A 26,659-nucleotide genomic window follows, 5' to 3' on the forward strand; every position below is an offset into this window, starting at 1 on the left:
TAAATAAGTTCTAAAAATCCTTTAACATTTTGATGTCTTTGGAAGGAATCCAACCTGTGGAATTATCAGCTAATTGAATCTCATTCCAATCGTCGTAAGTTTCCAATACTTGAACCTTGGTACCTTCATATAGTCTAAAAACTTCTTCACTAGTAGGGTTAGGATCTGTTTTTACTCTACTTTCTTGCGCAAAGACTATCGCCGGATTATCACTTTTATTTAAACCCTCCTTTTGAAAGGCCATAGCCAAAGCAAAACAAGCGATAAATAAACTGACGATACTAGTTACAAAGGCAATCCTCTTTCTTGAAGTGGAATATGAGAAATGATAGGCCAAGAAGATAATCACAAATAAAATTACGCCTCCAACCGCAATTTTCGCCCAAATATCGGTACTGAACGTGTTAACTATATTATTTATAAGTCGTGAAAAACCTACCACCGGAACTTTATCAATAGCATCAATCGTCATATTTTGTGCAAAAGCCAGATTGTTTTGTATGTCCTTATCATTAGGGTCTAATAATAATGCTTTTTCGTAATAATAAATACTAGGCGCAATATTGTTGAGCTTATAATTGGCATTTCCTAAATTGAAATACAACTCTGAAGAATGTTGATTTGAGTCTAAAATAGATTTATATTTATCAATAGCTTCAGCATATTTTCCGTCGTTGTATAAGGCATTCGCTTCATCGAAAGTTTTATCATTTTGCGAAAAACCAATGAAACTCAAACAACATAAAAGTAAAATGGTAATGGCTCTCATATTATCTAAGTTGTTTATCGATTAATGAAATTGTCTTTGCCGCTTTATCGTAATCATTCTGCATGGTCACCTGAGTAATTGGTGTGTAACGTGCTAATTCACAATTTTCTAATATTGAAATGAAATCTGAAACCACATCAGGTTCAACGTGTCGTTCTATTAATAGACTTTCGATTTTTTCTTTATTAAAATCACTGGTTTCAATATTCAATTTTGCTTTTAAATAGTTATGAAGCGCTTTCTCTAAAGCTAAGTAAAACGACTCTTTTTGTCCCATCGCTTTTTTAGCTTCACTTAAATACTTTTTAGCTAAACGATCTGCTTTTCTAATACGATTGCCTTGCACGTCTGCATCGCGTTCGTCTTTTTTACGTCTCACCACAATAGCTAAAGGAATCGCTAAGAATGGCAATAACACCAACGACCAAAACCCTGTAGAATTAAAGAAGGTTTCTTTTTTAATTGGCAACCAATTTGATCCTGTTTTTATAAAGGCAAATGTATTAGTATCAGGATTTACGCTTTGCTTTGTACTTGGTGCTGGGTTTTCAGCATTGGTATTTGAAGCCATTGGGCCTTCCAAAACATCGATCACTATTTCTTCTGAAGTGATACGCTTATAACTTTCGGTATCGGGATCAAAATATGAGAACGAAATACTTGGTACAGGATATTTTCCTCTATACTGTGGTACAATCGTGTAAGTATCTGAAATGCCGCCTTGCATTCCGCTTAAATTGGTGCGAACATTTTCTTGATGTTCAGGTTCATAAACCTCTAATGAACTCGGAACGGTTAACTTTGGCAATTCGAATAATTTTAAATTCCCTTTTCCTTTAACTTCTAGTTTAGCCTGAAGGGATTCTGTAGCATTCAATTGCGTCTTACTCGTGGTCACATTAAAAGAGAAATTACCAACAGCACCTTTAAAATCGGAAGGTTTTCCCTGTTCTGGTAACGGTTTCACATTAATCGTTCTGCTACCAGCAGTAACCACTTGTGGCACTTTAGTCATTAAGCGTCTTCCAAAAATATCACGTCGATTTGATGGCACTTCCACATTGACATCCAATACTAGCGGTTCTAGTTTTAAAGCACCTGTTTTCTGAGGATATAGTACTACTTTTTTTAGAACTACATAGCGATACTCTTCTCCCTTATAGTCTCCATTCATGACATTGAAACCTTTAACTTCAATATTCTGACTCCAAAAATCATTATATCTAGGCTTATCTTTTTCCTGCCAACCACTAACCGTAGTTTCTAATGACACATAAAGTTTATAAACTACCGTAATCGCTTCATTGAGGTATGGATCGCTTTTGCTTACCTCAGCAATGAGATGTACGTTTTCCGCAGCGATATCCGACGCTGCTGTTTCTCCATTGGGTTTGTTAACGGCCGCAGTAACTTCAATAGTGATTGGAAACGTCTTGTACGTCTCACCATCAATTTCTATTGTGGCTTGCTTTATCGTGAATTTGCCGCGTTGTTTTGGTGCTAAAAAATAACTATAAGTTTTATTGAACGAACGTTTTCCGTTTCTGGAATAATTACTAACTGAGGTATTTGGACCACCAACCACATCAAAATCCTCAAAACTTGGTGGCACAAAATTGTCGCCATCTTGGTTCATTTCAAAATCGATACGCAAGCGCTCGTTAACTCCTAATTTTTTCTTGCTGACTTTGGCTTCAAATTTTATCTGTGCGGAAGCGATACTTGTAGCAAGTATTAGGAATAATATTGATATGTTTTTTATTATTGGATTCATTTTTAATTTTGATACCTACAAGATTTTTAGAACCTTACTTGATTTTCTCATTTTTGATATTTCGGATTTTTGAGTTACGATTTACGATTCTGGTAAATCTAAAATCGTAATTCGTTTTAAATCATACTTTCTAGGTTATGACTTCAATTCAATTTTAATTAATACCTACAAGGTTTTGGAAACTGTGCAGGAAACTGAGTTTATATATTTACCCTTAAGAGTAAGCAACTTCATGCTTCCAAATTTTAACTTTCGTTCATTTATATTATTACGATTCGCTTATAATCTAAAATCGTAATTCGTATATCGTAATTCTTCAACCGTAATTCGTCTTACCAGTCCTTCTCAGTTTTAACCTTAGCACCTTTTTGCTTTTCAGCATTCATTTTCTCCTGTACTTTCTGTTCTTGGTTTTGCATGGCCTCCAGAATGTTTTTTATCTGCTGAGGTGACATTTGTCCAGGTTGTGGTTTTGGTTTCTGGTTTTCATCTTTCTTATCTTCATCGCCTTTTCCTTCATCCTTTTTATCGTCTTTTGGTTTTCCATCTTCATACTTATCCTTGTCGCCATCCTTTTTATCTTGGTCGCCTTCGTCTTTTTTGTCCTCGTTATCCTTATTTTCTTTATCGTCTTTGTTCTGGTCGTCTTTCTTTTGCTCGTCTTCCTTATTTTGTTCTTCGTCTTTGTTGTCGTCTTTCTTATCATCTTCGCCGCCACCATCTTGCTTTTGCTGTTCGGCACATTCTTTGGCTAAGGCGAAATTGTAACGGGTTTCCTCGTCACTTGGGTTACTTCTTAAAGCATTTTTATAGGCTTCAACAGCTTCTTTGCACGCCTTATTTTCCATTAAAATATTACCCATATTATGAAACGCGCGGTGTTTCTCGTCTTTAGATGTGGCGTTCTTAGCTGCTTCTTGACTTCTAAATAAAGCTTCATCAAAACTCCCTTTCTTATAATAGGAATGTGCTAAATTATAAGCACCGACGGCTTTACTTGGCGCTTCAGAAATGGCTTTTCTGTAGGCCATTTCAGCTTCAATATAGTTATCTTTTCCAACCAGCTCGTTAGCCTGATGAACGAGATCAGTAGCGTTTTTATCTGCTTTTAGTTGTGCTTCATCCAAATCTTGGGAAAAGCCAAAACTTCCAACTAAAAGTGCGATGAGTGTGATGTATATTTTCATATTTTTTTAATTCTGAAACGACCTCTAAATTACTAAAGCCTTTACTGCCTTAGCGTTAAAGAAATTCTAAAAATTCTCATTGAACAAGTTAAGCTTCTTCAACCAAGCCGTTTTTCGTTCCAAAAAGAAGATATCGATGAATAACAACAAAATTCCGAAAGCCAAAAACCATTGGAATTGATCCTTAAAATCCGCAATTTGCTTCGACTCAAATTCCTGCTTATCCATTTTATCCAATTCGTCTTTAATGGTATTTACAACTTCAGACGTATTTCTCCCATTAATGTAAACGCCATTTGCTTCTGCCGCAATTTCTTTAAGTGTGGTTTCGTCCAAACGCGTTATTACTGTTTCGCCTTGGTTATCTTTCTTATAGTTAAGAATGACTCCATTTCGTTTTATCGGGATTGGCCCACCTTTCAAATCTCCAACGCCAACAGTCAATATTCTTATGCCTTGCTCTGCAGCTTCCTCGGCAACATCGAGTGCTTCACCATCATGATCTTCTCCGTCGGAAATGATAATTAAAACACGATTAGCTTGATCTTCATTATCAAAATACGTCTTAGACAATTGAATCGCTTCGCTAATTGCTGTTCCTTGTGAGGACAACATATCTGTATTCATATTTTGTAAAAACATTTTTGCCGAAGCATAATCCGTGGTGATAGGTAATTGCGGAAATGCTTTGCCTGCATACGCAATAATTCCAACACGATCGCTCACTAAACTATTAATAATCTGCGTGACCAATTGCTGCGATTTTTCCAGTCGATTTGGCGCAATATCTTCTGCCAACATACTTTTAGAGACGTCGATGGCAAAGACTACATCCACCCCTTCACTGCGTACAGTCTCCAATTTTGTGCCAATTTTTGGATTGACCAAAGCCAATGACAAACAAGCGAATGCGCCACAAAGCACAAATACCTTTAATATACTTTTAAATAATGATTGATTGGGACTCAAACGCTTTAACAAGGCAGAATCGGCAAATTTTTTCTGTGCTGACCGTCTCCAAATCTGAAGTATTACAAACAGCAAAATAATTACTGGAATTACCAGTAATGTCCAAAACCATATTTTTTCATCGAGTCTAAACAAAGCTTCTAAATATTGTGTTTCTTAATAATAATTCAATCAATAACAACAATCCCGCCAATAAAACTAGTGGTCGGTATTTTTCGTCGTAATTGTAGTATTTGGTTTCTTCAATTTCGGTTTTTTCAAGCTTATTGATTTCCTCATAGATTTTAGCCAGCTTATCGTTATTTGTAGCTCTGAAATATTGCCCACCAGTCTCTGCGGCAATTTCTTTCAACAAGGCTTCATCTATTTCCACTTGAATTCGACCATATCTAAAAGTTCCATTAGGATTCATTCCAATTGGCGACAATGCCATACCATTAGTTCCCAAACCAATCGTATACACTTTAATGCCATATTCTACCGCCAACTCACTAGCGATTTTTGGGTCTATAAATCCGGAATTGTTCACACCATCCGTTAATAAAATAATCACTTTACTTTTGGCTCTACTGTCTTTCAATCGGTTTACGGAGGTTGCCAATCCCATACCAATTGCTGTTCCGCCTTCAATAATATTGTTATACTTTATATCTCTAAGCGACCGTTGTACAATAGATTTATCGCTCGTAATTGGTGTTTTGGTGTAAGCCTCTCCAGCATACTCTACCAAACCAATTCGGTCGTTTGGCCTCCCATCAATAAAATCCGCAGCCACTTCTTTTAAAGCATCCAAGCGATTAGGACGTAAATCTTTTGCCAACATACTTGCCGAAACATCAATTGCCATCACAATATCTATTCCGCTTGTGGTCTTGGTCTTGGTAGACACATCCACAGTTCTTGGTCTTGCAAGAGCAGTAATTAAAAGGGCTAAAGCTATTAATCGTAATGCAAAAAGTACATGTTTAAATTTTGACCAAAAAGACGATGTATTTTTAAAGCCTTTAATAGTAGACATTTTTAACTCAGCAGTTTGTTTGCTGTGTTTAAAGACATACCAAACTACGGCTATTGGTAAAAGCAATAACAGCCAAAAAAATTCTACGTTTAAAAATTGTATATGCTCTAACATTATTCTTTCTCTTCTTCTACGTCATCTGGTTTCAATTCAATGGAATCTGTGACACGTTCTATGATCTCATCTGCATAATTATCGTCAGTTCTCCAGTTTAAAATAATCTGTTGTCTTACATTTTCTGCTCTAAAAAGAAGCAGATTATATTTAGCTGGCTTTATGCTACCATTATCAAGAACAGTATTCATTGTTCCATAAACTTTTAGTCCTTCTGCACCATTAGGTGTTGTGAATTTTTCTCTTTTTACGGTTATGTCTTTGTTGCCTTGAGACTCTAACAATTTTAAATAGGTCTCAGATGTTTTTTGAAAATCTTCAGCTTTTTCTTCATCCGTCATCTCTTTTGGCTTGCCTTGCTCTTGGGAAACTTTGAAAGCTGTTGTACTCACCTGAATATCAATTCCCGATTTTTCAGACAAATACCTGAATACAGAAGTGCTTACTTTACCCTCGTATTCTTCAGGAATTTCTACGACTTCGCGTTTAAGAACTTCTGGTGTCTCAATCCAAATTGGTGGATAGCCATAAGCGCTTTCTACCCAATTGCCCTCTAACAGTTCTTTGCTTTCATGGCCAATGATTGTATCCTTTACATAACCGAAACCATATGTCATACCAAAGCCAATAAAAGTTGCCACAATTAAAAACAATGAAATAGCCACTGTAATCCATATTTTTTTGCGCTTCTTCTTACGCTCTTGTTCTTCTTTATATTTTTGGTCTAATAACTTCTCTTCTTCTGTCGGTTCTGGCAAACTTACTTTAACGTTGTCTATGGCTTTGTCTATGGTTGTCCGATCCATTTCGGCAAGGGCTTTGTCTGGCGCAGACTTTGCAAATTTCACCAAATCAGCACGTTGTAAAATCGATTCAATATGTAAAATCGTTTCTTTAGATAATGGAATTTGATTGCCGTCTTTCAATAAATTCAAACGCGCAATAAGTTCGCCTGTTGTACTTTCTAAGGCACGATCGTAAACTTTTTCATCGAGATATTTTCTGATGATAAAGGTTAATTCCGAATAATATTCTTTGACTTCAGATCGTATTAAATACTGACTTTCATCAAGCTTTGATAATGCTAGTTTTGCACGATCATAAGGTGGTAACAAAGCGATTTCTTCCTCTTCTGTCAAAGGTTTTTTTCGCCAAATAAACCAATACAATAAAAATGCAACTATCGCAATTGCCAATAAAACAATTAAGAGCCATTGCCACCAATTACTTTTACTTTTCTCAACGTTAATAATTGGTTTTATGTCGTAGAGTTTCTGCTTGGTGGTATCGACCTCAACAGTATTGACGGCAACTTTTAGGGAATCCGTAAAAAATGGTTTCTCGTCAATAATGATTTTTTGTCTTAGAATGGTATAAACGCCAGAATCAAATTGTGTGAGTTTATAGATTCTTGATAATAGGAATTTAGCGTCACTTTTGGTGGTATCAATTTTTGAGGCTTCAACAGTTTCTAAAGGCATAAAGGTTTGCCCTTCAGGAAAAACCACCAATGCCGTGGAATCTGCTTCAACATTAATCTTATAATTGATTTGCTCGCCAATTCTGATTTTTGTGGTGTCGATTTCGGAAGTGACTTGGGCTGAAGCTAGTTGAGAACAAAGAATAAAGAATAAAGAACATAGACCGAAGATGGTTGACCGATGACGGAAGGCCACTGGAACTGCATTTCTCATTGCTATTTTAATGTTCATTTTCATTTTAATCTTTTCCTTTTTGAGTTGTGAGATGTTAATTGTAAGTCGATAGGACAGAACCGTTTTGTTATTATATATATAACACCCCTAATCCCGATAGCTATCGGGACTCGATGGGACATCACTCAAACCTATTTCCTCAAAGCTTTCAATACTTTTTCTCATCTCTCATCTCTAATCTTTCTTTTCTTTTTTATCAGTATTCATGCCTCATGCTTTTTAAATCTAGAATCGTAATTCATAAATCTAAAATCCCTTTATCCTCTCTGCTTAAAATAACCCAACAACTTCTTCACATAACTTTCATCTACACGGCAATCTATAGTTCCTGAGCCAGATTTTGTAAAACTATCTTTATAGTAGTTTACTTTTTCATTGTAAAAGTTACTGTAATTCTGTCTTACTTTTTTTGAAGCTGTATTAACCAACATCAACTCGCCGGTTTCCTCATCTTCCATTTGTACCATGCCTATATTTGGAATTTCGGCTTCGTGTTTATCGTAAATTCTAATACCTGTAATGTCGTGTCTCCCAGCTGCTATTTTTAGATTTTGTTTATAATCATCCGCCACAAAATCTGACAATACAAAAACAATCGCCTTTTTCTTCATCACGCTAGACAAAAACTTCAAAGCTTCGGAAACGCTTGTCTCTTTACTTTTAGGCTGAAACTCTAACAATTCACGAATAATTCGAAGTACATGGGAACGTCCTTTTTTTGGTGGTATGTACAATTCAATTTCATCTGAAAATAAAATCAAGCCAATTTTATCATTATTCTGAGTGGCTGAAAACGCCAAAGTTGCTGCAATTTCAGTTACAATTTCATCTTTAAACTGATTCTTTGTCCCGAATAGCTTACTTCCCGATACGTCTGCCATGAGCATCATGGTCAATTCACGTTCTTCCTCAAAAACCTTGATGTGTGGTTGATTGGTTCTTGCGGTAACATTCCAATCAATATTTCGAATATCGTCTCCATATTGGTATTGGCGCACTTCAGAAAATGTCATACCACGACCTTTGAAGGTAGAGTGATATTCACCCCCAAATATATGATCAGACAGTCGTCGTGTCTTAATCTCTATTTTTCGTACTTTTTTTAGAAGTTCTTTAGTGTCCATTCCCATCCTAGATCCTTCCCAAAGTGAAGAACCACTTTTAGTTTCAATTTAAAGTATTTGATGATTGATTATAATATTTTTTGCTATTCCTATTTTCCCCTTTGAGGAATTAAAGAGGCCTTTTCTAAGGCACCTCTATTTCGTTAACAATCTTATTGATAATGTCTTCTGAAGTGATATTCTCCGCTTCGGCTTCGTAGGTAATTCCTATTCTGTGACGCAAAATATCATGTACAACCGCACGTACGTCTTCTGGGATGACGTAACCTCTTCTTTTTATAAAAGCATAACATTTTGCCGCTGTGGCTAAGTTGATACTTCCACGAGGTGATGCGCCAAACGAAATCAAAGGTTTTAAATCGGCTAGTCTATATTTTTCAGGATAGCGGGTTGCGAAAATGATATCGAGAATATATTTTTCAATTTTTTCGTCCATGTAGACTTCCCTAACTGCTTTTTGAGCACTTAGAATCTGAGCAATTGAAACTACAGGATTTACTTTTTCATAAGCGCCTTTTAGGTTGGCTCTTACTATTTGTTGTTCGTCTGCAATTGTTGGGTAATCTATAACAGTTTTCAACATAAAACGGTCCACCTGGGCTTCAGGTAACGGATAAGTCCCTTCTTGTTCTACAGGATTCATAGTTGCCATTACTAAAAATGGTTTATCCAAGATAAACGTTTCGTCTCCAATGGTGACTTGCTTTTCTTGCATCGCTTCCAACAAAGCTGATTGTACTTTTGCTGGTGCTCTGTTAATCTCATCTGCTAAAACGAAATTGGCGAAAATTGGCCCTTTTTTAATGGTGAAGTCATTTTCCTTCATATTAAAAATCAAAGTTCCAACAACATCTGCAGGCAATAAATCTGGTGTAAACTGAATTCTACTAAAACTAGCATCAATGGCTTTTGATAATGTGTTAATGGCCAATGTTTTTGCCAAACCAGGCACACCTTCCAATAAAATATGACCTTGACCTAATAAACCGATGAGCAGACGCTCTACCATGTGCTTTTGTCCAACGATAACCTTATTCATTTCTAAGGTCAATAAATCTACAAATGCACTTTCTCTTTCTATCTTTTCGTTAATTGACTTTATGTCAACTGTACTCGTTTCTTCCATTATTTAAGGGTTTTGTAACAACATTTATTGTCGGTAATTTTTAGACGTTGCAAAGTGTTAAAATTTTTCAATAGATGCTGTTAACAATTGGTTAAAAAAAATGAGCAATACCAAAGTACTGCTCATTTTAAGAATTAATTATGGATTAGGGTTAATTAATACTAAAATTTTCTGATTTCGGTATAGAGCTTTGGGTTGAGAATCATCGTATTTTCATCTTCATTGAAACTTACAGATCCATCGATATCTAAATTTATTACGACTTGGTAAATATGATTGCCATCAAATTCCATTTTTACCAAATTTGAAACTGACGCATTTTCTGCAATAGATAAACTTGTTGAAGTGTCGTTGATTTTTATAGAATTATTGTCTCCAAGCACTAATCTAATTTCATGTATAAAGGTTGGATTCATCTCAAAATGCTCTACTAAAAGTAATTCAGACGCATTTGTTAAGTCCGAAATATTATGGATTCCTCTATTAATAGCGTTTAAGCTTATCCAAGCATTTGGCAAGGTGCCATCTTCTTTTACTTTGACTTGCACATCATTAATTTCAAGAAAAACAGTGTTGAGTTGGTCAGTGCCGCCTTTTAGACTTACAGTAATTGCTGCGTTTTGTTCATCTCTCGCCATATCATCTTTTGAACAACTTGAAAAGCTGATTAAAATGATCAGAGATAAAACAATAATTTTTAGTGATTTTAAATGTTTCATGATTTGGGTTTTGAAATAATAACACGTCAATAATATTGTATTCTTGATGTTTTGAGTATTTTTATGCCCCCAATCGCATAAAAACCTATATAAACTGAAATAAAAGTGACATATTCTCGATTAATTGCAGGTACCATGACTTGGGGAAGTTGGGGCAAGCAACTCTCTAAAAAAGAAATGGCAGCCTTAATGGATTTCTGCGTTTCCAACCACATTACCACCTTTGACCATGCTGATATTTATGGTGCTTACACCACAGAAGCTGATTTTGGAAAAGCCTTATTAGATTCTGGACTTAAGCGTGAAGAGATTCAGCTGATTTCTAAATGTGGCATTCAAGATGTTTGCGATAACCAAAATAACAGGGTTAAACATTATAATTATAGTAAAGACCACATTATTTGTTCCGTTGAAACGTCGCTACAACATCTTGAAACGGAGTATTTAGATCTATTACTCCTGCACAGACCTAGTCCTTTAATGGAGGCTGAAGTGATTGCGGAAGCTATTACCATTTTAAAAAAAGACGGAAAAATAAAAGATTTTGGGGTGTCTAATTTCACGTCTTCGCAAATGGACATGATTGGTTTGCGTATGGATATTGATGTGAACCAAATTGAATTTTCACTTACCCAACATTCTGCAATGCACAATGGCACCTTGGATTATATGATGACCAACGGCATAAAGCCAATGGCTTGGTCGCCTTTGGGTTCTGTTTTTAAAGAAGACAATGAACAATCGAGACGCGTCCATAAACAACTAGGCGAATTGATGGATAAATACAATGCCACTGAAGACCAATTGCTGTTGGCATGGATTATGAAACATCCAGCGCATATTCATCCTGTAGTTGGCACCACGACCAAAGAGCGCTTAAAATTAGCCATTGAAGCTGCTAAAATTGAATTGGAATTAGAAGATTGGTTTTTGATATTGGTGGCGGCTCAAGGACATGAGGTTCCTTGATTTAGTTTACAGTCGCGGTCTCAGTTTGCAGTTTTTTACTCTTGTGAAAAAAGCTTTCAACTCATAGTCAAAGTTTGATTCTTTAATTTCACTAAATAAAATCACGACAAGCTTCAGCAAATCCAAAACAGACCTATGATAAAATGGTTGAAAGATAATTGGTTCAATTTAGCTTCAAATTACACGGACGAAGAAACAATTAATGGGTTTTGGAAAGACCTTGAAACCCATTACACATCCAAAAACAGACATTATCACAATCTTTCACATCTTTATCATATGTTTCTTCAATTGGAAGATTTCAAAATTGATATTAAAGATTTAGATAGCTTGAAATTTGCGATTTGGTATCACGATATTGTTTATAAAGCAACTAAAAAAGACAACGAAGAGCAAAGTGCGGTTTTTGCCAAAAAGAGACTTAAAACTCTAAATTTTGAAGAAATAAGATCAAAAAACGTTGAAAATCTCATTATTTCAACTAAAAAGCATCAAATTATTTTGGACGAAAATAATGACAATGCTTATCTTTTGGATTTAGATTTATCGATTCTCGGTTCGGAATGGGAAACCTATCTGAATTATACGCAGCAAATCAGAAAGGAATATAAAATCTATCCAAATTTCATGTACAATCCTGGTCGAAAAAAAGTACTTCAGCATTTTTTGGAAAGAGAAACGTTGTATTTTACGGATGCTTATCAATCTGAATTTGAGAATATCGCACGTGAAAACATTACTAAAGAAATTGACATGCTATGAAATAAATTACTGCCTTCTTGAATTGAATTCAGTATGAATTAAAAGATTCCTGCTTTCGCAGGAAGTGCTATGATTAACAAAAGACTTCTCATAAAAAACTTACTGGCTCACAACGATGAGAACAGTTTCTATGACAAAAAACGAAAAATTGATATTGGTTATAAGGAAGGCAAAGCTAAGTTTTTGAAGCATATCTGTGCGCTTTCCAACAGTAATCCGAAAAACAATTCCTATATCGTTATTGGTGTTAAGGATGAAGACAACAAAATTATTGGTGTTGATTTTTTTGATGATAGTAAAATCCAAAATCTTATAAATGCCTATCTCACAAATCCACCCATTGTACAATACGAGAATATTCCGTTTCCACATTTACAGGATGATAAAGTGGTTGGTTTAGTAACCATTAGGCCCATAGATAGTATTACTTCGCTCAAAAAGAACATCTGGAAATATTATGGTGGTGCCGTTTTTTTTAGGGATGGCAGCATAAGTATGCCTAAGGTTTTTGATATTGAAATCAAAGACCTGAACTCTAAAATTGTTGCTGCCATTGAAAACCACGCCCAAAACAATATTCAATTAACGCTCGATGGTGTTTTCGATTTTATGAACAAACGTAGAGATTACCAACCGCAATACAAAGTATTTAAAGAATACTTTGTACTGTGTTGGTCTGGCGCTAAAAAACAGGTTAAGGATGAAACTTTTTTTTCGAGAGTTGATATTGAATTGGTCAATGAACAAGTGCGTATATTCTATTCCACTCTAGACGAAGTATCGATAACCTATACCGATGATGCCTTCAAAATTATTGAATATGTGAAATTAGGTTTACTAAAATCTTACCATTATTATAAGCTTGAAGAAAAAATTATCCATTTTGAAAATAATGCGCATTATTCTATTGAAACCAATCTCATTTTTGAACCGCCACAATTTGATAAAAAAGTGTTGCATCATATTTATAATTCCAATAATGCTATTTTAAAAAAACTAGAAAAAAACAGAACTTTAAATCAAAATGAAACCGAAGATTTAAAAAATTTAGCAGCCAGTTATCTCATTTGTTACCTTAATGGATTTGAGGATGCTCTACTGAAACTGGAAATCTCAAAACCTTATATAAAGGACTACAATCCTAAACTCTATAACTCTTACAAAGAAACTATGAGGATTTTAAGAAAAGTAAAATATAGCTAGTTCATCGGAAATAATTGAATTTTCATCCTCGTTTTTTGCATCTCATCGGAACAGTACAAAAAATGATACTGATTATACAATTTTTTTAACCATTCATCAAAAAATTTGCTGACCATCCAATTTATTACGCATCTTTGTTATGCTATTAATCAATTACTAAACCTTGTTTCTATCAGCCAAAAGCTCTAATTGAAACAAGGTTTTTTTTATGTGTTAAATGAAATCCAATGTGTTTTGCTCAACTGGAATTATGCCTTCCGCCGAAACATTCATCCATTGTGAAAGAATGCTAGCATAAATCGATCTGAAATCTATATTATATTTCAAATCCCCATTATCGTCCAAATCACTTAAACTGGCAAGATTATTATAGAAGCCTGCTTTCTTTAAATTTTTTCCAATTACAAACACATTATTAGCCGAACCATGATCCGTGCCATTGGCAGCATTTTGTTTGACGCGTCTTCCAAATTCCGAAAAAGTTAAAATCAAAGTATCCTCAAAAGTCCCGTTTTGTTTTAAATCTTTTACAAACGCCGCGACACTTTCTGCATATTGGGATAATAATCGGGTTTGCTTGTTATTTTGATTGGCATGCGTGTCAAATCCACTTAAAGAAGTATAAAACACTTTAGTGTCTAGACCGGAATTGATAAACTGAGCTACATTTCTGAGCTGTTTTGAAAATCCATTTTGAGGATATGATTCCCGTGAAGATTTCACCTCTGTAGTTTCAAATATATACTTAGCGGATGACTTCGCTTCAATCATGGTTTGGTACAAATAACCCAAGTCATGTTCGCTTAAATGCGCCTCGTTATAATGATCTAGCACATTTTTAAAATAGGGATCTTTTGCTGTATTGTACAGCACTTTATAATCATTGGTGGCCAAACCATTAAAATGTTCCCCTTTCATGGCCAAACTTAATTGTTCGTCCATTTCCATAGCATTGTATGGCTTTTTGCCATATTGATCTAAATAACGTCCTATCCACCCGCTTTGTAAATATTCATCCGAGCCACTAGCTGTTTGCCAAATATCCATAGATCTAAAATGAGAACGCACAGGGTTTGGATAACCTACATTATTGATAATGGACAATTGGCCATTATCAAATAAAGAACGCAATGGACCTAAACTAGGATGAAACCCTAAATCGTCAGACAGTTTTATTATGTCTTTTGTAATGGACAATTGTGGTCTGGCGTTATAATATAAATCATTATTATATGGAATTATAGTATTCAACCCATCATTTCCACCAGCTAATTGCACAATGACCAAACGTTTATACCCTAAACGTTCCGTATCCACAGATTCAAATGCCTTTACAAAATTAGGCACAAAAAATAAGCTGCTCGCTAATGCTGAATTCTTAATAAATTTACGTCTGTCCATCACAATTTTGTATTAACACATTTGATATTCCGGTAATGACATTAACTGAATACAATACTCTTGCTTAGACGATTTATTCAGTGGTTCCAAAAAGTCTGCTGTACCTTTATTAATAGGGCATTGGATAATGTAATTTTGGAGCTTATCTGTTTCAACAACTCTGTATTTTTCCGAAAAACTTTCCCAGTTGGGCTGCGTTTTAAAAGGAAATTTTCCTTTCTTATTTTTGAAGAATTGCTTCCTAAATTCATCATTTTCATTAGAAGGGATGAAGGCATTATTCAACATCATGGAAGGTAATTTTAAGCGTACCATTATGGTATTCGCATCAATCCAAGCTTTGTCGCCTTTCCAACCCGCTACATTTGGTGGGTCTAACAAAGTTTGCCCTAATACTTTCTGAATTTTTAGAATATCTTTCTCTCTTTCAAACTCAACTGGAACGGTATTAACCATGCCGACCAAATATTCAATTGGCGATTTAATTTTTGCACCTATATTTTCTTCATTATAAAACCAATCAGACATGAACACAAATCGCATTAGATTTTCGATATTATAATCCTTAAAAAACACTTCTGCCATCGCATCGATGTGTTGTTTATTAGGTTTAGGGTTAACAAAATAACGATAGACTTTAGAAGATATATAAGTAGCACATTGTTTATCTTCAAGAATGATATCGATGATATCATCGCCCGAAAAGTTCCCTGTTTTTCCGAAAAAGGTTTTTAAGCCGTCATCATGTTGTTTTGCTCTAAATCTAAAATTGCCATAAAAATCGTGATTATAACCTGTAAATGCTCTGGCAATTTCTTTTATGTCTTTTTAAGAATAATGTCCTTCACCCAACGTGAACAATTCCATTAATTCGCGCGCAAAATTCTCGTTGGGTTGGTTCTTTCGGTTTTGTTTACCGTTGAGATATTTAAGCATGGCGGCTTCTTTTGAAATGGCTTTTACAAAAGTTTTAAAATCGCCAAGTGCATATGTACGCAACGTGTTATTGAACTTTTGGGAAAAGACGACATTATTATCCTTACAGACAAAATGGTTGGCCCAAAACAAGGTCATTTTTTCTCGTAAAAGTTCCTTAGGATGCACCAATTGGTTAATCCAAGTAGTGTTAAGATCCGCTAATTTTTTCCTGCTTTTTACCCTGAGTTCTTGGGCGAATTTATCGTTGTTCCTAATGTCTTGAATGGTAACACTATCCATAAAAGATAAGTCTATGGAAATTGGTGTCACAGCTTTAGAATCAGCAAACAATTTCTCAATCACTTGCGTTCTATTTTTGGGCAATGTTTTCAGTGCCGTTGGATTTATTCCAAAACCAGCTCGCCAATATAGATGTTGTGATTCTTTTGGAGTCATGGTGTTTAGACTTGCTTTTTCCAGAATAGTTTAAACACAAAAAGATTTAATATTTAAATAACAGATAGAACTAATTAATAATTACGGTTTTACCAATAGAAAATTTTAATCCAAGTCCAATATTGTGGTATTGAATCGTATCGAACTCACTTTGAATTTCTGAAGCTGTATTAATTTTAGTCTTATCATTTCTAAATGAATAATCAATAAAAACTGAGAAGTTACCTGCAAAATTGTAACTCAAATATGTTTGATAAATTGAAATATACGCATGATCATTTTGCTGTCTCACTCTTCCATCTCGGATGTCATTCCTGTAATTAGCATAACCTATTGGAGCAACACATAATCCTAAATTAAAATTTTCAAGAATTGAAAATTCGTACCCGACCTCCAAATATGCACTTGTTATTTGACTTCTATCATAATCTCCTGTTAAACTGGAGTCTGTAACATCTATTAATGTAGCGTTAAAAAAAGTGCCAATAAAGAAATGTTTATATATAAAAAGTTGTGCCCCTAGTTTAAAACCAATATCTCCTTTTGTCCCTCTACCAATATAACTTTTATCAGTTGTATAAGGCTTATGAACGCCATAAGTGATTATTGCTGTTTTAAAAGTTTCTTTTAATTTTGAATTATCCTGAGTTTCTTCATTTATATTGTCAATATTTTGTGAAAATACAGTTGAGGTTAAACATAAAGAAAGGATAAGTAGTACTTTAATAGTTGAAGTTAAAATCATATTCTGATTGGTCAATAGTTATAGTTTGAGATTCTTCTACTTGTCCATTGATGGAATAACTAAATGTTACTTCCGCACCAATAAATGATTGAATTTGAGTTGAAGTGTTTGGGTTATTATTATTTAATATTCCTCCAAAACTCTGGGTCTCATAGCAATTTGTTTGGTCTTCATCTAATTGTTCGTCAACGTATACTTCACTACAAAAATTATTCATGTACTCTAGTGTGTATTGTAATTCTATATCTGGCGGACTTGTCCTTGTAATATTGAAATTAAAATCAGCTTTTCTTTTAATTGGAACTACTCCAAGATCAATAGTATAATCAGTAGGAGTGAAAAATTCTGTATCTGTAATGTATCGATAACTTGTGTAATCATTATCAATAAATACATCTACAACAAATTTTTGATCTCGACCAAAAAGCGTAATAATTTCAAAAGTCCCATCAGAAGCACTCTGTACATCTCCTAAAAATTCTAAGTCAGTTCCAAATATAAAACCTTCACCTTCTCTCGTCGATACTGCAATATCAGCATCTGATATAGGTTGATTATTTTCGTCCAAAACCCGACCTTTAACTAAAAGTCTTGCATTATCCTCAAATGGCACTTCACAACTAAAAAGTATAAACAAGCATCCATAAAAAAATGTTTCAATAAATGTTAATCTCATGTTTTAATTTTAGGTGTATAATTTAAAGATACTATTTGTAAGAAAGGGTTGCGTAGAAATATGTTAAAATATAAAAGCCACATCTTTCGATATGGCCTTTACAATTTTTATAACTAAATACCTCTTAAAGGTCAAACTTAATCCCTTGCGCTAAAGGCAATTCGTCTGAATAATTAATGGTATTCGTTTGTCTTCTCATATAGACTTTCCAAGCATCAGAGCCAGACTCTCGTCCTCCACCAGTTTCTTTTTCGCCACCGAAGGCACCTCCAATCTCTGCACCAGAAGTTCCGATGTTTACGTTGGCAATGCCACAATCTGAACCTGCATAAGACAAGAATTTCTCTGCCTCTTTCATCTCGTTGGTCATAATGGCTGAAGATAAACCTTGTGCGACTCCATTTTGTTTTTCAATCGCATTTTCAACGTCTCCAGAATATTTCATTAAATATAAAATTGGCGCAAATGTTTCGTGCTGTACAATTTCAAAATGATTTTCTGCCTCAATAATTGCTGGTTTTACATAGCAACCAGATTCGTAACCTTCGCCTTCCAAAACACCGCCTTCAACCAAAACATTTCCACCTTCAGCCTTTGCTTTTTCAATGGCTGCCAAATAAGTTTCTACAGAATCTTTATCGATTAATGGGCCAACGTGATTATTTTCATCCAATGGGTTTCCAATTTTTATTTGTCCGTAAGCACCAACAATAGCATCTCTTACTTTATCGTAAACAGATTCATGGATAATCAGTCGTCTAGTTGATGTACAACGTTGTCCACAAGTTCCAACGGCACCGAAAACTGCACCGGGAACCACTACTTTTAAATCGGCCGTTGGTGTAATGATAATGGCGTTGTTTCCACCTAATTCCAATAACGATTTCCCAAAACGTTCGGCAACTGTTTTACCTACAATGCGACCCATTCTTGTAGAGCCTGTAGCAGATACTAAAGGAATTCTAGAATCTGTAGTCATCATTTCGCCTACTTTGTAATCGCCATTGATGATACAAGAAATACCCTCTGGTAAATTATTGTCTTTTAAAACTGCCGCTATAATATTCTGGCAAGCTATAGAGCATAAAGGTGCTTTTTCTGAACCTTTCCAAACACAAACATCACCACAAATCCATGCTAATGCCGTATTCCAAGCCCAAACCGCCACTGGGAAGTTAAATGCTGAAATAATGCCTACCACACCAATCGGGTGCCATTGTTCTCTCATCACGTGACCAGGACGTTCCGACGGAATGGTTTGTCCGTTCAACTGTCTGGATAATCCAACTGCAAAATCACAGATATCAATCATTTCTTGAACCTCTCCGTAACCTTCTTGTAACGATTTACCCATTTCATAAGACACTAACTTACCAAGTGGTTCCTTTAAGTCTCTCAATTTATTTCCAAATTGACGCACAATTTCACCTCGCTGTGGTGCTGGTACATCTCGCCAAGTTTTAAATGCGCTTGTCGCGGCATCCATCATCTTGTCGTAATCTGCTCGTGTTGTTGTTTTTACCTTGCCAATTAATTTTCCATCTACTGGTGAATGACTTTCAATAATTTCTCCGTTAGAAAAATTATTTGATCCTGTTGAGGTTCCTTCATTGATTTCTTTAACACCTAACTGGTCTAAAGCTTCTTTTATTCCGAAATCGGTAGCAATTGCTTCCATATATGCTTATTTTTTATGAATTATAAAATTTTTGTGCGAAGTTACTAAGAATAGCTTACAAACTTCAAAATAACTGATTAAATTCATTGCTATTTTCTTTAGGCTACAATTGTAAAAAAATGTAACTTTATATACAGTATATCTCCACATTGAAAAACCATTCAGAATTGAATGGCGTATCTAAATTGCTAATTAAGTACCATAATAAAGCTGTTTATTTTGCAACAATACCTTTAAAATCAACTAGTTAAACAACCTCAAGACCTACCATTGACCTAATTTACTTTCAATCTACGGAAAGTAAATGAATATTTTTTTTGCCGATATCGACAACTGCAATTCCGAAAATACGTTTTCGAAACTTCTTATCTATAGCATAAGTAAACTTGTGGTTTCATTCATTGAAACCAAAACGTCTTTTCAACATCATAATCCAAACCAAAAAACCTTGACATCATGAAAAATAAAAAACCAAACTGGAGCAAAGCCGAATTACAAGTTTACATTATGCTGCTCTGCGCCAATGCAGATAAAAAAGAAACAGAAGAAGAACTAGAAATGATCCAAAACAAAACATCCGCAAAAACCTTTCTTAAAATGCATAAAAAATTCCATAAGGATTCGGAAAAAAAGCGATTAGATAAAATTGAAAAGGTAATCAATAACCACGATTATAGCCAGATGGAACTCGCAGCCTTTAGAAGAGAGATGTACAAGGTTTTCTTTACCGATAATAAGTTTAGTATGCTTGAAGAACGATTGGATTGGACTTTAGATAATATACTCTATTAGTAGTGATGATTAAATTCTTCAGAAACATCCGCCAAAACCTAATTCTTCAAAATAAATAATTTGTTATTCCTACCTAACTAACACAAAATTTAATTCGTTCTATTTCATAGTATAGCAGCTCAGTATTTACCTAATTAAACCGATAAATTTGAATTATAAATCAACGAAAATTTGAAAAAAACTTAAAATAACATGATGACATTTTCCTTTTATTCCTATTAATAGATGTAAAGGTATCATACAAACGTTCTTTTAAAATTCAATTTTTAATTTAATAAAAGTTTAAAACTAAGGTATCCACCAGACATCATAAATGTCATTAGATGTAGAATGAAACATAAAGTAAACTTATCAATTAAGTCCCTAAAAAGAAACATTCCAACTTGTAATGCTTGTAGTAATGATTTTTAAAACAAGATTTTTAACAAGCCTTTTGTAATAACGAAAAAGTAGTGTCGATTTTTGATTATGGACGAGTGTATAATCAATTTTTAAACTACCAATAAAAATGAATTTATAGTAAATATAACACCTACAAAAGCCGTTACTTTTATGTAACGGCTTTAAACTAATCTATTACAAGAATTTCTTTTAGGTATCATAAATACCTGTATTGAATGTAGCTTTTGAGTCTAGAAGAGATTTAAAAACTATTAGAAATAATAATAGCTTTCCATAAATCATCTTCGTTATAGTTTCCCTTCTCTGGAAGCGTTTAAATGATGAGTCAATACAAAAAAATTCTAACCGTAGGTTTTAAATAACCCATTCCGATTGAAATATTAAAATCCATATTTCCGTTAATAAAACAATCCTAATTTCCTTAACTCATTTAAGCATAATTCTTAACTTTAAGAACAATTTAACAACAAGCAAAAGTCTAAACCTTTTAAAATTCCCGTACTTATTTAACAAGAATGCACCTACCCATCCTTTTAATCGAAGTTTTACTTTTAAAGCCATCAGCACCATGAATTTCAGACAGCACCTCTTCCTACTCTTTATTTTAATTTTTGCATTTTCTTGTAAGGACAAACCCGTAAAAACCGATAATATTTTTAAGTATAGAGATTATATTAGTTACACCACTTCGGGCTTGGTGTCTGTTGCAGACCCTATAAAAATTAGTCTTTCAGATACAGTAAATGGATGGGAAATAGACAAAACCTTACCAACGGAATTTATAAAAATAACACCTCATGTTCAAGGGCAATTAAAGGCCATGAACAATCATACGCTGCTTTTCACACCAGATGAAAACCTAGAACCAGCAACAGAATATACCGTAAGCGTTAAGTTGAGCGAAATTTACAAAAGTATTCCAAAGGAATTTGAAGATTACACCTTTCAATTCAAAACCATTACGCCAAGTTTCAATATTACCACTCAAAATTTACAATCGTATAGTAAAGAATGGCAATACATATTTGCCCAATTACGATCTGCCGATGTCATATCCTTAGCCAATGCCAAAAAATTAGTGTCTGCCTCGCAAAATTCAAAATCTTTAAGTTTAGTGTGGAATGAAGCTAATGAAAATTCAAAATTCTTCGAGTTTAAAATCGATAGTATCAATAGAATGGTTGAGGACAGTAAAATTGATATCGAATGGGATGGCGAAGCAATACAAGCAGATACTAAAGGCGAGAATTTTATCACTATTCCAGGAAAAAACAACTTTACTATTGTAAATACCGAAGTCGTTCAAAGTCCTGAGCAATTTTTATCACTTAACTTTTCAGACCCCTTAGTAAAGCAGCAAAATTTCGCCGGATTGGTATCACTTCAAGGGGTGAAAAATCCTAAATATATTGTGGATGGTAATGTTTTACGTGTGTATCCAGACACTAAATTAGTTGGAGGCATTCAAGTCGATGTGTTTAAAGGCATCAAAAACACCGATGGTTTCAAGTTGAAAAAACCGTTTTCAGAAATCCTGACTTTTGAAGAATTAAAACCTGAAGTCAGACTCATCAGCAACGGCAGTATTCTTCCAAATTCAAAAAACTTAAAATTCAATTTCGAAGCAGTAAACCTCAGTAAGGTTGATGTGAGAATCATTAAGATATTTGATGATAATGTGCTTCAATTTTTACAAGATTACAATATTAATAGTGGCGATCAATACGCCATCAAAAAAGTAGGAAGACGTATCGCCAAAGAGACCATCACTTTGATTCAAGAAGAAAATCAAAATACTGGAAAGTGGAAAGCTTATAGTATTGATCTATCAAATTATCTAAAAGCAGATCCTGGAGCGATTTACAGAGTGGAATTGAGCTTCAAAAAAAGTTATTCATTATACGATTGCGCTTCGAATGCTGAAACCACAACTATTGAAGACGACGACTATTATGATAATTATTATGGTGACGATTATTTAGCCGCAGAGGAGCTAACTGAAGAAGAAGAAAACTTACAAGAAGAGCGCTATTGGGATAATCTAAATTACAGCTACAGAAACACCAATTACCGTTGGAGAGATCGAGACAATCCTTGTACAGACTCTTATTTTAATTACGGAAACCGAGTGGTTTCGCAAAATCTAATCAGCTCAGACCTTGGCGTTATTGCCAAGCAAGGCAGCGATAACAATTATTTATTCGCTGTAACCAATATTCTTACAACGAGTCCAGAAAGTGGCACAAAAATCACATTATACAATTACCAACAACAAGAATTGGCAGATGGTATCACCAACAAAGAAGGGATTATAAAAATCGATGCAAAAAATCGAGCTGCATTTGCCATTGCCACCAAAGGTAGTAATGTCAGTTATGTAAAATTACAAGATGGTAATTCGTTATCCCTGAGCAAATTTGATGTATCCGGAAGCCGCTTACAACGTGGACTCAAAGGTTATATTTATGCAGAGCGTGGTGTTTGGCGACCAGGAGATAGTTTGTTTTTAACATTTATGTTGAATGATAAGGCCAACAAATTACCAAAACGCCATCCTGTGAAATTGGAAATCACAGATCCTGTTGGCAAATTGGTGTACAGAAAAGTCTCCACGGACAATCTAAATAATTTCTATGATTTCACGGTAAACACCTCAACTGATTATAAAACTGGAAACTACAACGCTAAGGTTTCTGTTGGTGGCGCTACATTTTCTAAAAGTTTAAAAATTGAAACTGTAAAACCAAACCGTCTAAAAATTAAAATTGATTTTGAAGATGAGATTCTAAGCAACAATAAACCACTTCAAGGCGACTTAAATGTCACTTGGTTACACGGCGCACCAGCCAAAAACTTAAAAGCTGAAATAAAAGCAAAATTCACCTCAACCAATACCAGTTTTAAAGGTTATAAAGATTACGTGTTCAATGATCCAACCCGAAAATTCAATTCTGAAGAAACCAATGTATTTAAAGGTAATTTAGATGCCAATGGAAATGCCAAAATCAACCAAAAATTGAATATTGGTAAAAATGCACCAGGCATGTTAACCGCTCAATTTTTAGTAAGGGCCTTTGAAAATGGAGGCGATTTTTCATTGGATGCTTTTTCAATGCCTTACGCACCTTATGAAAGTTTTGTGGGCTTACAATCACCAAAAGGCAATAATTATGGTTCGTATTTTACAGATGAAAATCACACCTTCGATATTGCTACTGTAACTGCAGAAGGCAAACCCATTCAACGAGAGAATCTAGAAGTGAAAGTTTATAAAGTGGAGTGGCGCTGGTGGTGGAATTCCTCATATGACGATTTAGCCAGTTATGTGTCGAGTAATTACCATAGACCTGTACAGACGTTTTCCGTGAATACAGATGCGAATGGAAAAGCGAATTTCAAACTAAAAATCCCTGAAGAGGAACGTGGACGTTATTTAATTAGAGTTGTGGATCCTGTTAGCGGCCATGCCACAGGAAGAACGGCTTATTTCTATAAAAATTGGTGGTCCACGAATCCTTCGGGCGACAAGGAAGCCGCCAAAATGTTGGTCTTTTCAACTGATAAGGAAAATTATAATGTGGGCGACACCGCAAAATTAACCTTCCCTTCTGGGTCTGAAGGTCGCGCTTTAGTCAGTATTGAAAATGGGTCCGAAGTGTTGCAGCATCAATGGGTAAAAACTGTTCCTGGCGAAACAACCATCGATATTCCTGTAACCGCTGAAATGGCACCAAACGTATTCATCAATATTTCGTTATTGCAACCGCATGCCATTACCTCCAACGATTTGCCGATTCGTTTATATGGCGTTATTCCTATGATGGTTGAAGATCCTTCAACAAAATTAGAACCACAAATCAGTATGCCAGATGTGATTCGTCCAGAGCAATCTTACGAGATAAAAGTGTCTGAAAAAAACAATAAAGCGATGACCTATACCATTGCGGTTGTTGAAGAAGGCTTATTGGATTTAACACGTTTTAAAACACCGAATGCTTGGGATAGTTTTTATGCACGTGAAGCTTTAGGCGTAAAAACCTGGGATATTTTTGATGATGTTGTTGGCGCTTATTCTGGCAGTATTGACCAAGTTTTTGCCATTGGTGGTGATGGAAGTGCTACTGGCGGAAAAAACAAAAAAGCGAATCGTTTTAAACCTGTTGTCACTTATTTAGGACCTTTCCTGCTGGACAAAGGGAAAACGAAAACACATCAGCTTAAAATGCCAAATTATATAGGAGCGGTTAGAGCGATGGTCGTTGCTGGTAACAATGCAACAGAAGCTTATGGAAGTACGGATAAATCGGTTCAGGTTAAACAACCATTGATGGTTTTGGCAACGTTACCTCGTAAATTGAGTCCTGGCGAAAAAGTAACGCTACCTGTTACCGTTTTTGCCATGGAAAATAAAGTGAAAAACGTCAACCTATCTTTAAAATTAAGTGATGGTATTACCGTTAAAGGCGAATCGTCACAATCACTTAAATTCGATAAACCAGATGAAAAAATGGTCTATTTTGAATTGGATGTTACCAAAGCAAAAGGCATCAACACGGTTGAAGTCATTGCCACAGGACATGGTGAAAAATCAATCTACAAAGTAGAGATTGATGTCGAGAACCCTAATCCTTTTGCATCAAAAGTTATCGACCATGAATTGGAAGCGAATGCTGAACAAACCATAAATGTTACCACCTTTGGTGTTTCAGGAACAAATTCAGCAACCGTAGAATTTTCAACCTTGCCTCCAATGGATTTCACACGACGATTGCAATATTTAATTCGCTATCCTCATGGTTGTTTAGAGCAAACCATCTCAGGTGTGTTTCCTCAATTGTACTTAGCTGATATTTTTGATTTGACAGCCAAAAAGAAGAAAGAGCTTCAAAGTAATATTGAAAGTGGTATAAAACGTTTGGGTAATTTCCAACAAGCAAATGGCGGCATGAGCTATTGGATGGGAGAAAACACGGCCAACGATTGGAGCACAAGTTACGCTGGTCATTTTATGATTGAAGCCGAGAAAAAAGGCTTTGTATTACCATTAACTTTCAAAAGCAACTGGATAGCCTACCAAAAACAAGCTGCTCGAAATTGGAGACCAAGCTATAGAATCTATCATTCCGATTTAGCACAAGCGTATCGTTTATATACGTTGGCCTTAGCAGGAAGTCCAGATTTAGCAAGCATGAACAGATTGAGAGAGTTTGATGAAATCTCAAACGAAGCCAAATGGCGATTAGCAGCAGCTTATGCCTTAGCAGGACAAAAAGAAGCCAGTGATGCTATTTCCAATACGGCTAATATTGATTTCAAACCACCAAAATCCAATTATTACACTTACGGTTCGGTGGATAGAAATAGAGCTATGGCTTTAGAAACTATGATCATTACAGGAAATCCTAAAGCCAGGGATTTGGCGAAATCCATTGCCAAGGATTTATCGAGCGATCAATGGATGAGCACGCAGACCACAGCCTATAGTTTATTGGCCATGGGAAAAATGGTTATTAAAAATGGTGGAAAAGATTTAAAACTGACTTATAGTATTAATGGAAAATCAGAAAGCATAGATACTAAAAACGCGATCTCACAACGCAGTATTCCTATTAATGATGGCACTAATCAACTTACAGTGACTAATGCAAAGGACAATTTGGTCTATGTGAGAGTTGTAAGTTCCGGAAAATTGAAATTAGGTGAAGAACTAGCCGAACAACGTGGCTTTACTATTTCAACAAGCTTTAAAGATTTACAAGGCAACAAAATCGATGTAACTAAACTACAACAAGGTCAAGATTTTGTGGCAACAGTTAGTATTTCAAACTTGACACGAGATTATGTACACGACGTGGCTTTGACCCAAATTTTCCCTTCAGGTTGGGATATTGTGAACACTAGATTTACCGCTTTTGGCGATACCACAGTAAGTCAAGCAAGATACACTGACATTAGGGATGACCGCGTGAATTTCTATTTCGATATGAATCCGAAAGGAAAACATGGCACCAAAACGTTTACCGTCTTATTGAACGCATCTTACTTAGGCACGTATTATTTACCAGGTTCGCAAGCCGAAGCGATGTACGACAATGATTACTTGGTGCGGAATAAAGGGGAATGGATTACTGTTGAGAAATAG

General features: G+C 35.1%; 18 protein-coding genes and 1 pseudogene. 5 read left to right on the forward strand and 14 right to left on the reverse strand.

Features of this window, described 5'->3' with window-relative positions; all coding sequences use genetic code 11:
* Positions 1–10: 10 nt before the first annotated feature.
* The 9 genes from HM987_RS17220 to HM987_RS17260 all read right to left on the reverse strand — a co-directional run bounded on the left by HM987_RS17220 (position 11) and on the right by HM987_RS17260 (position 10,515).
* A complete protein-coding gene (locus HM987_RS17220; RefSeq protein WP_179009257.1) occupies positions 11–769 on the reverse strand; it encodes a tetratricopeptide repeat protein in 759 nt (252 codons plus the stop codon).
* Position 770: 1 nt separating this feature from the next.
* Positions 771–2,543, reverse strand: a complete 1,773-nt coding sequence (locus HM987_RS17225; protein WP_179009258.1) for a BatD family protein — start codon at positions 2,541–2,543, stop codon at positions 771–773.
* 332 nt (positions 2,544–2,875) lie between these two features.
* A complete protein-coding gene (locus HM987_RS17230) occupies positions 2,876–3,730 on the reverse strand; it encodes a tetratricopeptide repeat protein (RefSeq protein ID WP_179009259.1) in 855 nt (284 codons plus the stop codon).
* Between the two features lie 66 nt (positions 3,731–3,796).
* Positions 3,797–4,834: a vWA domain-containing protein gene (locus tag HM987_RS17235; RefSeq protein WP_179009260.1), complete on the reverse strand. Its 1,038-nt coding sequence runs from the start codon at positions 4,832–4,834 to the stop codon at positions 3,797–3,799.
* The gene (locus HM987_RS17240; RefSeq protein ID WP_179009261.1) at positions 4,827–5,831 is read right to left on the reverse strand and encodes a vWA domain-containing protein; all 1,005 of its coding nucleotides are present in this window, start codon (positions 5,829–5,831) and stop codon (positions 4,827–4,829) included. The genes HM987_RS17235 and HM987_RS17240 overlap by 8 nt, the downstream gene beginning before the upstream one ends.
* Entirely contained in the window at positions 5,831–7,525 is a 1,695-nt protein-coding gene (locus tag HM987_RS17245; RefSeq protein ID WP_179010121.1) for a hypothetical protein, read from the reverse strand. The genes HM987_RS17240 and HM987_RS17245 overlap by 1 nt, the downstream gene beginning before the upstream one ends.
* A gap of 278 nt (positions 7,526–7,803) precedes the next feature.
* A complete protein-coding gene (locus HM987_RS17250; RefSeq protein ID WP_179009262.1) occupies positions 7,804–8,670 on the reverse strand; it encodes a DUF58 domain-containing protein in 867 nt (288 codons plus the stop codon).
* Between the two features lie 124 nt (positions 8,671–8,794).
* Entirely contained in the window at positions 8,795–9,796 is a 1,002-nt protein-coding gene (locus HM987_RS17255) for an AAA family ATPase (RefSeq protein ID WP_179009263.1), read from the reverse strand.
* Positions 9,797–9,957: 161 nt separating this feature from the next.
* The gene (locus HM987_RS17260) at positions 9,958–10,515 is read right to left on the reverse strand and encodes a DUF4382 domain-containing protein (protein WP_179009264.1); all 558 of its coding nucleotides are present in this window, start codon (positions 10,513–10,515) and stop codon (positions 9,958–9,960) included.
* A gap of 105 nt (positions 10,516–10,620) precedes the next feature.
* Between HM987_RS17260 and HM987_RS17265 the strand changes: the two genes are divergently transcribed.
* The 3 genes from HM987_RS17265 to HM987_RS17275 all read left to right on the forward strand — a co-directional run bounded on the left by HM987_RS17265 (position 10,621) and on the right by HM987_RS17275 (position 13,449).
* Positions 10,621–11,484 (forward strand): aldo/keto reductase, encoded by an 864-nt coding sequence (locus HM987_RS17265; RefSeq protein ID WP_229724496.1) that lies wholly within the window; start codon positions 10,621–10,623, stop codon positions 11,482–11,484.
* Between the two features lie 135 nt (positions 11,485–11,619).
* Positions 11,620–12,246, forward strand: coding sequence for an HD domain-containing protein (locus HM987_RS17270; RefSeq protein ID WP_229724498.1), 627 nt, complete (start codon positions 11,620–11,622; stop codon positions 12,244–12,246).
* Positions 12,247–12,315: 69 nt separating this feature from the next.
* Positions 12,316–13,449, forward strand: coding sequence for an ATP-binding protein (locus HM987_RS17275; RefSeq protein ID WP_179009265.1), 1,134 nt, complete (start codon positions 12,316–12,318; stop codon positions 13,447–13,449).
* A 213-nt stretch (positions 13,450–13,662) separates the two neighbouring features.
* Here HM987_RS17275 and HM987_RS17280 read toward each other — a convergent pair whose 3' ends face one another.
* The 5 genes and pseudogenes from HM987_RS17280 to amaB all read right to left on the reverse strand — a co-directional run bounded on the left by HM987_RS17280 (position 13,663) and on the right by amaB (position 19,323).
* On the reverse strand, positions 13,663–14,850 hold the full coding sequence (locus tag HM987_RS17280; RefSeq protein ID WP_179009266.1) for a DUF1501 domain-containing protein: 1,188 nt from the start codon (positions 14,848–14,850) through the stop codon (positions 13,663–13,665).
* 12 nt (positions 14,851–14,862) lie between these two features.
* Positions 14,863–16,224: pseudogene (locus HM987_RS17285) on the reverse strand (DUF1800 domain-containing protein).
* Positions 16,225–16,294: 70 nt separating this feature from the next.
* Positions 16,295–16,969 (reverse strand): hypothetical protein, encoded by a 675-nt coding sequence (locus tag HM987_RS17290; RefSeq protein ID WP_179009267.1) that lies wholly within the window; start codon positions 16,967–16,969, stop codon positions 16,295–16,297.
* Positions 16,947–17,645, reverse strand: coding sequence for a hypothetical protein (locus HM987_RS17295; protein ID WP_179009268.1), 699 nt, complete (start codon positions 17,643–17,645; stop codon positions 16,947–16,949). The genes HM987_RS17290 and HM987_RS17295 overlap by 23 nt, the downstream gene beginning before the upstream one ends.
* 124 nt (positions 17,646–17,769) lie before the next feature.
* Positions 17,770–19,323, reverse strand: a complete 1,554-nt coding sequence (gene amaB, locus HM987_RS17300) for an L-piperidine-6-carboxylate dehydrogenase (protein ID WP_179009269.1) — start codon at positions 19,321–19,323, stop codon at positions 17,770–17,772.
* 456 nt (positions 19,324–19,779) lie between these two features.
* Between amaB and HM987_RS17305 the strand changes: the two genes are divergently transcribed.
* Both HM987_RS17305 and HM987_RS17310 read left to right on the forward strand, forming a co-directional pair.
* The gene (locus HM987_RS17305) at positions 19,780–20,115 is read left to right on the forward strand and encodes a hypothetical protein (protein ID WP_179009270.1); all 336 of its coding nucleotides are present in this window, start codon (positions 19,780–19,782) and stop codon (positions 20,113–20,115) included.
* A 970-nt stretch (positions 20,116–21,085) separates the two neighbouring features.
* Positions 21,086–26,659: an alpha-2-macroglobulin family protein gene (locus HM987_RS17310; protein WP_179009271.1), complete on the forward strand. Its 5,574-nt coding sequence runs from the start codon at positions 21,086–21,088 to the stop codon at positions 26,657–26,659.

The organism is Winogradskyella forsetii, from assembly GCF_013394595.1.
Classification (GTDB): domain Bacteria; phylum Bacteroidota; class Bacteroidia; order Flavobacteriales; family Flavobacteriaceae; genus Winogradskyella; species Winogradskyella forsetii.

Coding starts and splice junctions, on each gene's coding strand:
- HM987_RS17220 (WP_179009257.1), bottom strand. CDS start 769: ATGAGAGCCATTACCATTTTACTTTTATGTTGTTTGAGTTTCATTGGT.
- HM987_RS17225 (WP_179009258.1), bottom strand. CDS start 2,543: ATGAATCCAATAATAAAAAACATATCAATATTATTCCTAATACTTGCT.
- HM987_RS17230 (WP_179009259.1), bottom strand. CDS start 3,730: ATGAAAATATACATCACACTCATCGCACTTTTAGTTGGAAGTTTTGGC.
- HM987_RS17240 (WP_179009261.1), bottom strand. CDS start 5,831: ATGTTAGAGCATATACAATTTTTAAACGTAGAATTTTTTTGGCTGTTA.
- HM987_RS17245 (WP_179010121.1), bottom strand. CDS start 7,525: ATGAGAAATGCAGTTCCAGTGGCCTTCCGTCATCGGTCAACCATCTTC.
- HM987_RS17250 (WP_179009262.1), bottom strand. CDS start 8,670: ATGGACACTAAAGAACTTCTAAAAAAAGTACGAAAAATAGAGATTAAG.
- HM987_RS17255 (WP_179009263.1), bottom strand. CDS start 9,796: ATGGAAGAAACGAGTACAGTTGACATAAAGTCAATTAACGAAAAGATA.
- HM987_RS17260 (WP_179009264.1), bottom strand. CDS start 10,515: ATGAAACATTTAAAATCACTAAAAATTATTGTTTTATCTCTGATCATT.
- HM987_RS17270 (WP_229724498.1), top strand. CDS start 11,620: ATGATAAAATGGTTGAAAGATAATTGGTTCAATTTAGCTTCAAATTAC.
- HM987_RS17275 (WP_179009265.1), top strand. CDS start 12,316: ATGATTAACAAAAGACTTCTCATAAAAAACTTACTGGCTCACAACGAT.
- HM987_RS17280 (WP_179009266.1), bottom strand. CDS start 14,850: ATGGACAGACGTAAATTTATTAAGAATTCAGCATTAGCGAGCAGCTTA.
- HM987_RS17290 (WP_179009267.1), bottom strand. CDS start 16,969: ATGATTTTAACTTCAACTATTAAAGTACTACTTATCCTTTCTTTATGT.
- HM987_RS17295 (WP_179009268.1), bottom strand. CDS start 17,645: ATGAGATTAACATTTATTGAAACATTTTTTTATGGATGCTTGTTTATA.
- amaB (WP_179009269.1), bottom strand. CDS start 19,323: ATGGAAGCAATTGCTACCGATTTCGGAATAAAAGAAGCTTTAGACCAG.
- HM987_RS17305 (WP_179009270.1), top strand. CDS start 19,780: ATGAAAAATAAAAAACCAAACTGGAGCAAAGCCGAATTACAAGTTTAC.
- HM987_RS17310 (WP_179009271.1), top strand. CDS start 21,086: ATGAATTTCAGACAGCACCTCTTCCTACTCTTTATTTTAATTTTTGCA.